This is a genomic window from Pseudomonas sp. LFM046, from assembly GCF_000949385.2.
Classification (GTDB): domain Bacteria; phylum Pseudomonadota; class Gammaproteobacteria; order Pseudomonadales; family Pseudomonadaceae; genus Metapseudomonas.
In genome coordinates this window covers 2,185,396-2,197,008 of record NZ_JYKO02000001.1, presented here as the reverse complement: position 1 = coordinate 2,197,008, position 11,613 = coordinate 2,185,396, and the positions used below count along the sequence as shown (strand labels likewise).

Here is an 11,613-nt window from a genome sequence, read left to right as displayed (position 1 = left end):
CTTTACTGCCCCTGGATCAATAGAAGCGGCGGCGCAGCGACCTTGGCGTGCATCTGCTCGCCACCGCCGCCCCGGCGCATGCCGCGCACCGGGCAGGCGTCCAGGTAGTCCAGGCCAACCGCCAGCTTCAGGTGGCGTTCGGGGCGGGCCAGCTTGTTGGTCACGTCGAAGCTGTACCAGGCATCCCCCAGCCAGGCCTCGGCCCAGGCATGGCTGGCCAGGTTCTGGTCATTGCCCTGGTACAGGTAGCCGGAGACGAAGCGCGCCGGAATCCCCAGGCTGCGGGCGCAGGCGAGGAACGCATGGGTGTGGTCCTGGCAGACGCCGGCGCCAACGGCGAAGGCTTCGGCGGCGGTGCTGTCGACGCCGGTCACGCCTTTTCTGAAGGGCATCTGCTCGTGCAGGGCTTCCATCAGGTCGATCAAGCCATTGCGGTCGCGGCGAGGGCCGCACTGGTGTTCGGCGAGCTCGCGCAGGGCCTCGTCGGCCGTGGTCAGGCGGGTGAAGCGCAGGAAGGGCAAGGCCGAATGCGTGTCGTGCTCCACCTCGCGCTGCTCGTCGATCTCGACCAGGCCACGGGCACTGATGACGATGGCGTCGTGGGGCTCGTCCAGGGTCAGCACGTGGAAGATATTGCCGAAGGGGTCGACCTGCGCACGCACCGGGCGCGGCAGGGTGAGTTCCCAATTGAGCACATGCTGGCGTTCGCTTTCCTGGGGCGTCAGGCGCAGGTACTGGATGCTGGCGCGGACCTGGTCATCGTAGCGGTAGGTGGTGTCGTGGCGAATGGAGAGTTTCATACAGCCTCCAGATACGAACTGTGGATGGCCCGGGCCAGTTGTCGGACCAGCAGGATGAAGTCGGTCAGCCAGGTGTGCAGGCCTTCCTTGAGGATTTCGTCGATGGCGGTGTAGCGCAGTCGCGCGTCCAGTTCGGCAGCCAGGCGTTGGGCCGGGCGACCGTTTTCGCCCGGCAGGAGGGAAAGGATGTGGTTCAACTCTTCCATGCAGGCACGCAGCGAGCGCGGCACGTCGGGGCGCAGCAGCAGGAGTTCGGAAACCTGGCGGGCATCCGGCGAGCCCCGATACACCTCGGTGTAGGCCTCGAAGGACGACAGGGCGCGGAGCAAGGCGCTCCACTGGTAGTAGCCGCGTGCGGAGAGGTCGCTGACCTCCTCCGACTCTTCGCCGAACATCTCGTAGCGCGAGTCCAGCAGGCGCAAGGTGTTGTCCGCCCGTTCGATGAAGGTACCCAGGCGGATGAAGCTGTAGGCCTCGCCACGCATGATGGTGCCGTAGGTGGCGCCACGGAACAGGTGCGAGCGCTCTTTCACCCATTCGCAGAAGCGGCTGATGCCGTAGCGCCCGAGTCCCTCGCTGGAGATGTTCAGCATCTCCAGCCAGGTGGCGTTGATGTTTTCCCAGATGTCGGCGGTGATCCGTCCGCGCACGGCATGGGCGTTGATCCGCGCGGCGCGCAGGCAGCTGAAGATGCTCGCCTGGTTGTCAGCATCGAGGGCGAAGAAGTGCAGCATGCGCACCGCGTTCAGCTCACCGTGACGCTCCTGGTACAGCTCCAGGGTGCCGGTGCTGAGCAGCGACATGGCCAGTTCGTCCAGGCCATCGCCACGGCCGTCCTGGGGCATCAGCGACAGCGAGTAGCTGACTTCCAGCATGCGTGCCAGGTTCTCGGCACGCTCCAGGTAGCGCGACATCCAGTAAAGCTCGGAGGCTGTTCTCGAAAGCATGGTCAGTCCTCCACGATCCAGGTGTCCTTGGTACCGCCGCCCTGGGACGAGTTCACCACCAGGGAGCCTTCACGAAGCGCCACGCGGGTCAGCCCGCCAGGCACCAGCCGGGTTTCCCGGCCCGACAGCACGAAGGGGCGCAGGTCGATATGGCGCGGCGCGATGCCCTGCTCGACAAAGGTCGGGCAGGTGGACAGGCACAGCGTGGGCTGGGCGATATAGGCCTCGGGACGGGCCTTGAGGCGTTCGCGGAAGGTCTCGATTTCCTTGCGGCTGGCCGCCGGGCCCACCAGCATGCCGTAGCCGCCGGAGCCCTGGGTTTCCTTGACCACCAGCTCGGGCAGGTGCGCCAGCACATGGGACAGGTCTTCGGGTTTGCGGCACTGCCAGGTGGGCACGTTCTTCAGGATGGGTTCCTCGTCCAGGTAGAAGCGGATCATTTCGCCCACGTAGGGATAGATGGACTTGTCGTCCGCCACCCCGGTGCCGATGGCATTGGCCAGCACCAGGTTGCCGGAGCGGTAGGCCGCCAGCAGGCCCGGCACGCCGAGCATGGATTCGGGATTGAAGGCCAATGGGTCGAGGAAGGCGTCATCCAGCCGGCGGTAGATCACATCCACCGGTTGCGGGCCGGCGGTGGTGCGCATGAACACCCGGTCGTCGCGTACGAACAGGTCCGCCCCTTCCACCAACTCCACGCCCATCTCCCGGGCCAGGAAGGCGTGCTCGAAATAGGCGCTGTTGAAGCGGCCCGGCGTCAGCACCACCACACTGGGGTTGTCCAGCGGGCTGGAGCTTTTCAGGGTGTCCAGCAGCAGGTTCGGGTAGTGGTCGATGGGGGCGACGCGCTGGGCGGCGAACAGCTCGGGGAACAGCCGCATCATCATCTTGCGGTCTTCCAGCATGTAGCTGACGCCGCTGGGCGTACGCAGGTTGTCCTCCAGCACGTAGTAGGTGCCGTCGCCATCGCGCACCAGGTCCACCCCGGCGATGTGGGCATAGATATCGCGGTGCAGGTCGAGACCCTGCATGGCGATCTGGTAGCCCTCGTTGGCCAGCACCTGCTCGGCGGGAATGATTCCGGCCTTGATGATTCGCTGATCGTGGTAGAGGTCGGCGAGGAACAGGTTCAGCGCCTTGACGCGCTGGATGCAGCCCTTCTCCACCACCCGCCATTCGCTCATGGGAATGGCGCGGGGAATGGTGTCGAAGGGGATCAGGCGCTCGGTGCCCTGCTCATCGCCATAGAGGGTGAAGGTGATTCCGGCACGGTGGAACAGCAGGTCCGCCTCACGGCGCCGCTGCGCCAGCAGCTCCTGGGGCGTGTCCGCCAGCCAGCGTGCGAATTCCCGGTAATGCGGACGGCATTCGCCACTCGCGTCATACATCTCGTCATAGAAAGTGCGGGACATGCCTAACTCCTTGTCGCCACGGGCAATTGCGCAGTCGCAAGCCCCGTGCCATCGCTACAACCGTTTGCATTTCAACAACTTGCAGCAGACGCGCAGTCGCCGCGCCCCAGACTGGTGCGCCCCATGGCGGGCAACAGCCAGCCCCGCCCTATTTGGCGGCGATGCAGGTTTGAACGAAGTACGACGGCGAGGTGTTCCCCGGGCTGACCCCAAGGGCACCGCCATCCCTGGAACAGACAGTCTAGTCCGGCGCCGAGGGGCCTCTAGGGTCCGATTGTTCTATGCATATGTTGCGATTTGGAACTGGGCTATAGCTTGCCGACCTATGGTCATAAGCAGCTACTATGAACCGCATAGCCGGGGCGTATTTCAAACGGCCCGGGGGCCTTCCATACTTGCCCTGATCCACCGCCTCCACCCTGCCCCCGGAGGAATTCCACCATGCTCACCATCGGAGACAAGCTGCCTGCATTCGATCTGCTGGCGGTGGACCACGACTCGGAACACTCCGCCAATCCGGATCACGCGTTCAAGCGGCTCAACCAGGACAGCTTCCCCGGCAAATGGAAAGTGCTGTTCTTCTGGCCCAAGGACTTCACCTTCGTCTGCCCCACCGAGATCAAGGCCTTCGGCGATCTGCTGGAGCAGCTCAACGACCGCGACACCCAACTGATCGGCGCCTCCACCGACAGCGAGTTCGCCCACCTGGCCTGGCGCCGTGACCATAAGGACCTCAAGGGCCAGAGCTTCCCCTGGCTGGCGGACATCAAACGCGAACTGGCCAACGCCCTGGGAATCCTCGACCGGCGCGAAGGTGTGGCCCTGCGCGCGACCTTCATCATCGACCCGGACAACGTCATTCGACACGTCTCCGTGAACGACCTGTCCGTGGGCCGCAACCCGCAGGAAACCCTGCGCCTGCTGGACGCGCTGCTGACCGATGAGCTCTGTCCCTGCAACTGGCACAAGGGCGAGGCGACCATTCATTTCTGAGCGCGCGAGCACCGGAATCAGGCCGGACGACCCCCTGAAAAACCCACTAGCAAACCGCCACCAACCCCCTTCCTTGTCAGCCCCAAAGCCCCGAACTACGCTGCTCAATGCGACCTGCGGGCGTATTTTTCGGCTCGCGTTCAGCGCACCGCCAGCGGCATGCAGTTCCGCCGAACAGGCTCCGCACGTCATGTACAACAGGAGTCGATAATGCCTTCGCTCAAACCCGCTTTCCTTTCGTTCGCCGTCAGTTGCGCCTGCCTCATCGCCTCCGCCCAGGCCGCCGAACCGCTGAAACAGGTCGGCAAGGGTGAAGGACAGCTCGACATCATCGCCTGGCCCGGCTACATCGAGCGCGGCGAGTCGGACAAGAACTACGACTGGGTCACCCCGTTCGAGAAAGAGACTGGCTGCAAGGTGAACGTGAAGACCGCCGCCACCTCCGACGAGATGGTCAGCCTCATGGCCAAGGGCGGCTACGACCTGGTCACCGCCTCCGGCGACGCATCGCTGCGCCTGATATTCGGCAAGCGCGTGCAGCCCATCAACATCGCCCTGATCCCCAACTGGAAGACCCTCGACGAGCGCCTTCAGGAGGCGCCCTGGCACACGGTCAAGGACGTGCACTACGGCACGCCTTATCAGTGGGGCCCGAACCTGCTGATGTACAACACCAAGCTGTTCAAGCAGGCGCCAGACAGCTGGGCCGTGGTCTTCGAGCCCCAGAACCTGGCTGACGGCAAGACCAACAAGGGTCGCGTGCAGGCCTACGACGGTCCGATCTACATCGCCGACGCCGCGCTCTACCTGAAGACTGCCAAGCCGGAACTGGGCATCCAGGACCCCTACCTGCTGACCGAGGCGCAGTACAACGCTGCCCTCGACCTGCTGCGCAAGCAGCACGCGCTGGTGCACCGCTACTGGCACGACGCGACCGTGCAGATGAGTGACTTCAAGAACGAAGGCGTGGCCGCCTCCAGTACCTGGGGCTACATGGCCAACACCCTGAAGGCCGAGAAGCAACCGGTGGAAACCGTGTTCCCGAAAGAAGGGGTCACGGGCTGGGCCGACACCACCATGATGCACGTGGACGCCAAGCACCCGAACTGCGCCTACAAGTGGATGGACTGGTCCCTGCAACCCAAGGTCCAGGGCGACCTGGCCGCCTGGTTCGGCTCCCTGCCAGTGGTTGCCAAGGGCTGCACCAGCAGCGAACTGCTCGGCCCCAGCGGTTGTGCCACCAATGGCTATGACCAGTTCGACAAGATCGCCTTCTGGAAGACCCCCGAAGCCCAGGGCGGGAAGTACGTGCCGTATAGCCGGTGGACGCAGGACTACATCGCGATCATGGGCGGTCGCTGATCCGCGCCGATCTCTCCTGAGAAGTCACCCCTCTCCCTCCGGGAGAGGGGCCGGGGGTGAGGGTAGTCAAGCACCGCACGATGTTGCCCTCTCCCCAACCCTCTCCCGGAGAGAGAGGGAGCCGAAACCCCGGAGCCTGAACATGACCACAGCCGTCCAGTTCACCGATGTCTGCCGCCACTACGGCGACGTGAAGGCGGTCGATCGGGTCTCCATCGAAATCCGCGACGGCGAGTTCTTCTCCATGCTCGGCCCCTCGGGCTCCGGCAAGACCACCTGCCTGCGCCTGATCGCCGGCTTCGAGCAGCCCACCTCGGGCTCCATTCGCATCCATGGCGAGGAGGCCGCCGGCTTGCCGCCCTACGAGCGCGATGTGAACACCGTGTTCCAGGATTACGCCCTGTTCCCCCACATGAACGTGCGCGACAACGTCGCCTACGGCCTCAAGGTGAAGGGCGTGGCGAAAGCCGAACGCCTGGCCCGTGCCGAAGAAGCCTTGGCCCTGGTCGCCCTCCCCGGCTATGGCGACCGCAAGCCGGCGCAACTGTCCGGCGGCCAACGCCAACGCGTAGCCCTGGCCCGTGCGCTGATCAACCGCCCGCGCGTGCTGTTGCTGGACGAACCCCTGGGCGCCCTCGACCTCAAGCTGCGCGAGCAGATGCAGGTGGAGCTGAAGAAACTGCAGCGCCAGCTCGGCATCACCTTCATCTTTGTCACCCATGACCAGGGCGAGGCGCTGTCCATGTCCGACCGCGTGGCCGTGTTCAACAAGGGCCGCATCGAGCAGGTGGACAGTCCGCAGAACCTCTACCGCCAACCCCGCACGCGCTTCGTCGCCGAGTTCGTCGGCACCGCCAACGTGCTCCACGGCGACCTGGCCCAGCGCCTCACCGGCCACGCGGGAGCCTTCTCCCTGCGACCCGAGCACGTGCGCTTCGGCCGTGCGGCCAACGGCGAACTGCAGGTCAGCGGTACCGTGCACGACGTGCAATACCTCGGTGCCAACAGCCGCTACGAACTCAACCTGGACGGCGGCGGACGCCTGGCCGTGAGTCTTCCCAACGGCGAGCAACTGGATATCGAACGCCCTCAACCCGGCCAGCAGGTCCACGCCTGCTGGGCACGCAGCGCGATGGTCGCGCTCAGCGAGTAGGCCATGAACGCCGTCATCGCCAGCCAGCAGAGCGGACCCCTGCGGGGAATATCCAACCTGCTCTACCGACGCTCCACGCTCTACCTGCTGCTGCTCCTGACCCCGCCGCTGCTCTGGTTCGGCGTGGTGTACATCGGCTCGCTGTTCGCCCTGCTCTGGCAGAGCTTCTACACCTTCGACGACTTCACCATGGCGGTGTCGACGGACCTGACCCTGGCCAACTACGCCGCCCTGTTCAATCCGGCCAACTACGACATCATCCTGCGCACCCTGGTCATGGCCATTGCCGTGAGCCTGGCCAGCGCCGTGCTGGCCTTTCCCATCGCGTACTACATGGCGCGCTTTGCGTCGCCCCGCGAGAAAGCCTTCTTCTATATCGCGGTGATGCTGCCCATGTGGGCGAGCTACATCGTCAAGGCCTATGCCTGGACGGTCATCCTGGCCAAGGGCGGCATCTTCTACTGGCTCATCCAGGTGCTGCATCTGGACGGCCTGCTGGCCAGCCTGCTGACCCTTCCCGGCGTCGGCGGCAATACCCTGTCCACCTCCCACCTCGGGCGCTTCCTGGTATTCACCTATATCTGGCTGCCGTTCATGATCCTGCCGATCCAGGCCTCCCTGGAGCGCCTGCCGCCCTCGTTGTTGCAGGCCTCGGCAGACCTCGGCGCCAAACCCCGGCAGACCTTCACCCACGTCGTCCTGCCGCTGTCCTTCCCCGGCGTGGTGGCAGGCTCCATCTTCACCTTCAGCCTGACCCTGGGCGACTTCATCATCCCGCAGCTGGTGGGCCCCAGCGGGCTGTTCATCGGCACCATGGTCTACGTGCAGCAGGGCTCGATCGGCAATATCCCGCTGGCGGCAGCCTTCACCCTGGTGCCCATCGTGCTGATCGCCGTCTACCTGTCCATTGCCAAGCGGCTGGGGGCCTTCGATGCACTCTGAGCAAGCGTCCTGGGGCCTGCGCCTGGCGGCCTGGGGTGGGCTGGTGTTCCTGCATTTCCCGATCCTGGTGATCCTGCTCTATGCCTTCAACACCGAGGAATCGGCCTACAGCTTCCCGCTGCAGGGGTTCACCCTTGAATGGTTCTCCGTGGTGGGCGGGCGCGAGGATGTGCTGCAGGCCATCGTTCTCTCCCTCAAGGTCGCCTGCCTGGCCACCACCCTGGCCATGGTGCTCGGCACCCTGGCCGCCGCCGCGCTCTATCGCCGCGATTTCTTCGGCAAGGAGAGCATCACCCTGATGCTGATCCTGCCCATCGCCCTGCCCGGCATCATCACCGGCATCGCCCTGCTGTCGGCCTTCAAGACGCTCGGGATCGAGCCCGGCATCTTCACCATCGTGGTCGGGCACGCCACCTTCTGCGTGGTGATCGTCTACAACAACGTGATCGCCCGATTCCGCCGCACCTCCCACAGCCTGATCGAAGCGTCGATGGACCTGGGCGCGGATGGTTGGCAGACCTTCCGCTACATCATCCTGCCGAACATCGCCACCGCCCTGCTGGCCGGGGGCATGCTGGCCTTCGCGCTGTCCTTCGACGAGATCATCGTCACCACCTTCACCGCCGGCCACGAACAGACCCTGCCCCTCTGGCTGCTCAGCCAGCTCAGCCGCCCCCGCGACGTCCCGGTGACCAACGTGGTGGCCCTGCTGGTGATGCTCGCCACCATGCTGCCCATCCTCGGCGCCTATTACCTGACGCGGGGAACCGAGTCGGTGGCGGGGGGTGGGAAGTAGCTTTTCCCCCTCTCCCCACAGGGAGAGGGAACCCAAGCGAGGACCCCATCATGCAAACCAAACTCCTGATCAATGGCCAGTTCCTTCAAGGCGAAGGGGAAGCGCTGGATGTCCTGAATCCCGCCACCGGTGCGGTCCTGGTGAAAGTCCACGAAGCCAGCGAAGCCCAGGTGAACGCCGCCGTGCGCGCCGCCGATGCCGCCTTCGAAGGCTGGGCCAGGACGTCGCCCAGGGACCGCGCCACCCTGCTCCTCAAACTGGCCGACAAGATCGAAGGCCACGCCGAAGAGCTGGCGAAACTGGAATCGGACAACTGCGGCAAACCCTACGCCGCCGCCCTGAACGACGAGATCCCGGCCATCGCCGACGTGTTCCGCTTCTTCGCCGGCGCCAGCCGCTGCCTCACCGGCTCCGCCGCCGGGGAGTACCTGCCGGGCTTCACCTCGATGATCCGCCGTGACCCGGTGGGCGTGATCGCCTCCATCGCGCCCTGGAACTACCCGCTGATGATGGCGGCCTGGAAGTTGGGCCCGGCGCTGGCGGCCGGCAATACCGTGGTGCTGAAACCCTCCGAGCAGACGCCGCTGACCGCCCTGCGCGTGGCCCATTTCATCACCGAGCTGCTGCCGCCCGGGGTGGTCAACATCGTCACCGGCCGCGGCCCGACCGTGGGCAGTCCACTGGTGTCGCACCCGCTGGTACGCATGGTGTCGCTGACCGGCTCGGTGGGCACCGGCAAAGCCATCATCCGCAGCGCCGCCGAGAGCGTGAAGCGCACCCACATGGAACTGGGCGGCAAGGCGCCGGTGATCGTCTTCGATGACGCCGACCTCGCCGACGTGGTGGCCGGCATCCGTACCTTCGGCTTCTACAATGCCGGCCAGGACTGCACCGCCGCCTGCCGCATCTACGCGGGCAAGAAGATCTACGACAACTTCGTGGCCGACCTGGCCAGTGCGGTATCCAGCCTGAAAACCGGCCTGCAGAACGACCCCACCACTGAACTGGGCCCACTGATCACCCAGAGCCAGCGCGAGCGGGTGGCGGGCTTCGTCGAGCGTGCCAGCGCCCTGCCCCACATCCAGATCGCCACCGGCGGCAAGCCGGTGGCCGGCAGTGGCTTCTTCTACGAACCCACGGTGGTGGCCCATGCCAAGCAGGACGATGAAATCGTGCGGCGGGAAGTCTTCGGCCCGGTGGTGACAGTCACACCGTTCAGCGATGCGGACGAAGCGGTGCGCTGGGCCAACGACTCCGAATACGGCCTGGCCTCATCGGTCTGGACCCGCGACGTGGGCCGCGCCGCCGCCGTGGCGTCCCGCCTGCAGTACGGCTGCACCTGGATCAATACCCACTTCATGCTCACCAACGAGATGCCCCATGGCGGCTTCAAGCAGTCCGGCTATGGCAAGGACCTGTCCATGTATGGGCTGGAGGATTACACCGTGGTGCGGCATGTGATGATTCGGCACTAGCAGCCGAATGAAACGCCGAAACCTGTAGGGGCGAATTCATTCGCCAAGCAGGCCGCAGGTCTGCCCTTGGGAGTCCCATGGGTCAGCTGCGCTGGCCTTGGCGAATAAATTCGCCCCTACAAGAGCGCGATAGCCGGACTAGCCGAACGCCAGATCCAGCCAGCGCCGATAGAACCCCTCCGCCACCTGGTTCAGCTCGCTCACCTTGGCCGGCAGATCTTCCAGCATTCGCGCCTTGGGCTGTTGGCTCGCCTGGGTTTCGTCCAGCAAGTGGGCCCAGTCGGTGAGCCAGAGCCGCACCAGGTCCTCGGTCATCTCGGGGTGGCCTTGCAAGGCCAGCACCTTGTCGCCCCAGGAGAAGCCCTGGTTCGGGCACCAGGGGCTGTCCATCAGCCACTGGGCGCCTTCGGGGAGGTCGAAGGTATCGCTGTGCCACTGATAGATGGAGAACTCCTGCGGCAGGTGCGCCAGCCAGGGGTTGTCGGTGATCGGGGCGCGCTTCTCCAGCGGCTGCCAGCCGATCTCGGTGTAGGGCATGCGGTGCACCGCGGCACCGAGGGCGCGGGCCAGCAACTGGCCGCCCAGGCAGTGACCGATCATAGGCACGTCGCGGTCAATGAAATGCCGGAGCGCGTCGATCTCCGCGCCAATCCAGGGCATCGGGTCGTTGACGCTCATCGGCCCGCCCATGATGGCCACAGCCTTCGGGCGGTCCAGGTCATAGCCCTCCAACTCCCCCAGGTCCGCGCGCAGCACGGTGAACTCGCGCTGCTCGCGATCCAGGACGGTCGCCAGATGGCCGGGCGGGCAGAAATCGGCGTGGGTAAGAATCAGGATATCGGTCATGGGATTGCCTCCGTTGTCGGAGTCTGAGGCAAAGGCCATGCCGAGGTCGAGTAAAGGAAATCTATGGATTTTCCGGGAATACGCGCGGCAGAGGGGGGAGAAAAAACCAGCCGGCGCTTTGTCCGGAATACCCGGTTCGTGGCGCATCAGCGGCCACGAACCGGGGTTGCTTCAAGGCTGCTTGACGGAAACTTCCTGGGTCACACCCCAACCGTCGAGCACGCCACCGAGTGGAACCACCAGTGCCTCCAGATCGTGCTCGAAATCACCGATCCCGGCATGGGTGGCGTACATCACTTTACTCACTTGCAAGTGCCAGGCCCCGTCGGCGCGGACCGACACCTGGGCATTCAAGGACTCACCACGGAAATTCTTCGCGGCCATTCGCGCCCGGTCCTCATCGGGGAAAATGGCGTAAAACTCGATCGGATGAACACGGGCGAAATCAAAACCGCCCTCTTTCATGCGGCGCAACAGACTGCTGCTGACATCATCGTGGAAGGCTGTGCTCATGAAACGACCTCCTCTTAGCGATGGATGAGTGTTCCGCTTGTTCCGCTTTTCCGAGAAGCCGGTGGAGTCGGCTTCGCGACACCGTGCAGTGCCGCCCCCGGGCCGGCGCTGCAGACACAGCGCCAAGCCTTGACCGGACCCCGCGCGGACCCGGTCACTGATTCACTCGTCGAGTGATCTTTCAGCTTTCATTTTGCAGGGTAGCGCCAGAGCGACGGGTCTGCCGGAAAGCTGGACAAATTGTCACAAAACTGGCGACCAGTGGCGCTCACGCCTGATCCGTCAGGAAATTGGCCTTTCGCTCCGCCAGACCGCCCAAAGCGATGGCTGCATCCGGCGCCGGAGCAGCCAGGGTGGGCTGAAGTCCACCCTAC

At 64.9% G+C, this 11,613-nt stretch carries 11 protein-coding genes; 6 read left to right on the top strand and 5 right to left on the bottom strand.

The window, feature by feature from the left end:
* Nucleotides 1-2 precede the first annotated feature (2 nt).
* Genes TQ98_RS10165 through TQ98_RS10155 form a run of 3 tightly spaced genes read right to left on the bottom strand, consistent with a single transcriptional unit; the run spans nt 3 to nt 3,159 of the window.
* Nucleotides 3-800: a transglutaminase family protein gene (locus TQ98_RS10165; protein ID WP_044875308.1), complete on the bottom strand. Its 798-nt coding sequence runs from the start codon at nt 798-800 to the stop codon at nt 3-5.
* The gene (locus tag TQ98_RS10160) at nt 797-1,747 is read right to left on the bottom strand and encodes an alpha-E domain-containing protein (RefSeq protein WP_044875307.1); all 951 of its coding nucleotides are present in this window, start codon (nt 1,745-1,747) and stop codon (nt 797-799) included. The genes TQ98_RS10165 and TQ98_RS10160 overlap by 4 nt, the downstream gene beginning before the upstream one ends.
* Nucleotides 1,748-1,749: 2 nt before the next feature.
* On the bottom strand, nt 1,750-3,159 hold the full coding sequence (locus TQ98_RS10155; protein ID WP_044875306.1) for a circularly permuted type 2 ATP-grasp protein: 1,410 nt from the start codon (nt 3,157-3,159) through the stop codon (nt 1,750-1,752).
* Nucleotides 3,160-3,600: 441 nt separating this feature from the next.
* On the opposite strand from TQ98_RS10155, the gene TQ98_RS10150 reads away from it, so the two are divergent.
* The 6 genes from TQ98_RS10150 (at nt 3,601) to TQ98_RS10125 (ending at nt 9,880) form a co-directional block, all read left to right on the top strand.
* Nucleotides 3,601-4,152 (top strand): peroxiredoxin, encoded by a 552-nt coding sequence (locus TQ98_RS10150; protein WP_044875305.1) that lies wholly within the window; start codon nt 3,601-3,603, stop codon nt 4,150-4,152.
* A gap of 210 nt (nt 4,153-4,362) precedes the next feature.
* Entirely contained in the window at nt 4,363-5,514 is a 1,152-nt protein-coding gene (gene ydcS / locus TQ98_RS10145) for a putative ABC transporter substrate-binding protein YdcS (protein ID WP_044875304.1), read from the top strand.
* A gap of 142 nt (nt 5,515-5,656) precedes the next feature.
* Nucleotides 5,657-6,667 carry an ABC transporter ATP-binding protein gene (locus TQ98_RS10140; RefSeq protein ID WP_044875303.1) on the top strand — a complete coding sequence of 337 codons (1,011 nt, stop codon included), beginning with the start codon at nt 5,657-5,659 and terminating at the stop codon, nt 6,665-6,667.
* Nucleotides 6,668-6,670: 3 nt separating this feature from the next.
* Nucleotides 6,671-7,609: an ABC transporter permease gene (locus TQ98_RS10135; RefSeq protein WP_044875302.1), complete on the top strand. Its 939-nt coding sequence runs from the start codon at nt 6,671-6,673 to the stop codon at nt 7,607-7,609.
* The gene (locus TQ98_RS10130) at nt 7,599-8,405 is read left to right on the top strand and encodes an ABC transporter permease (RefSeq protein WP_044875301.1); all 807 of its coding nucleotides are present in this window, start codon (nt 7,599-7,601) and stop codon (nt 8,403-8,405) included. The genes TQ98_RS10135 and TQ98_RS10130 overlap by 11 nt, the downstream gene beginning before the upstream one ends.
* 50 nt (nt 8,406-8,455) lie before the next feature.
* On the top strand, nt 8,456-9,880 hold the full coding sequence (locus TQ98_RS10125; protein WP_044875300.1) for a gamma-aminobutyraldehyde dehydrogenase: 1,425 nt from the start codon (nt 8,456-8,458) through the stop codon (nt 9,878-9,880).
* Between the two features lie 138 nt (nt 9,881-10,018).
* Here TQ98_RS10125 and TQ98_RS10120 read toward each other — a convergent pair whose 3' ends face one another.
* Both TQ98_RS10120 and TQ98_RS10115 read right to left on the bottom strand, forming a co-directional pair.
* Entirely contained in the window at nt 10,019-10,726 is a 708-nt protein-coding gene (locus tag TQ98_RS10120; protein WP_044875299.1) for a type 1 glutamine amidotransferase, read from the bottom strand.
* Between the two features lie 171 nt (nt 10,727-10,897).
* Nucleotides 10,898-11,239 carry a ribonuclease E inhibitor RraB gene (locus tag TQ98_RS10115; RefSeq protein ID WP_044875298.1) on the bottom strand — a complete coding sequence of 114 codons (342 nt, stop codon included), beginning with the start codon at nt 11,237-11,239 and terminating at the stop codon, nt 10,898-10,900.
* Nucleotides 11,240-11,613 lie beyond the last annotated feature (374 nt).

Bases quoted from the DNA above. Each gene is read 5' to 3' on its own strand.
- TQ98_RS10150 (WP_044875305.1), top strand. From the start codon at position 3,601: ATGCTCACCATCGGAGACAAGCTGCCTGCATTCGATCTGCTGGCGGTG.
- TQ98_RS10160 (WP_044875307.1), bottom strand. From the start codon at position 1,747: ATGCTTTCGAGAACAGCCTCCGAGCTTTACTGGATGTCGCGCTACCTG.
- TQ98_RS10115 (WP_044875298.1), bottom strand. From the start codon at position 11,239: ATGAGCACAGCCTTCCACGATGATGTCAGCAGCAGTCTGTTGCGCCGC.
- TQ98_RS10140 (WP_044875303.1), top strand. From the start codon at position 5,657: ATGACCACAGCCGTCCAGTTCACCGATGTCTGCCGCCACTACGGCGAC.
- TQ98_RS10155 (WP_044875306.1), bottom strand. From the start codon at position 3,159: ATGTCCCGCACTTTCTATGACGAGATGTATGACGCGAGTGGCGAATGC.
- TQ98_RS10125 (WP_044875300.1), top strand. From the start codon at position 8,456: ATGCAAACCAAACTCCTGATCAATGGCCAGTTCCTTCAAGGCGAAGGG.
- ydcS (WP_044875304.1), top strand. From the start codon at position 4,363: ATGCCTTCGCTCAAACCCGCTTTCCTTTCGTTCGCCGTCAGTTGCGCC.
- TQ98_RS10165 (WP_044875308.1), bottom strand. From the start codon at position 800: ATGAAACTCTCCATTCGCCACGACACCACCTACCGCTACGATGACCAG.
- TQ98_RS10135 (WP_044875302.1), top strand. From the start codon at position 6,671: ATGAACGCCGTCATCGCCAGCCAGCAGAGCGGACCCCTGCGGGGAATA.
- TQ98_RS10130 (WP_044875301.1), top strand. From the start codon at position 7,599: ATGCACTCTGAGCAAGCGTCCTGGGGCCTGCGCCTGGCGGCCTGGGGT.
- TQ98_RS10120 (WP_044875299.1), bottom strand. From the start codon at position 10,726: ATGACCGATATCCTGATTCTTACCCACGCCGATTTCTGCCCGCCCGGC.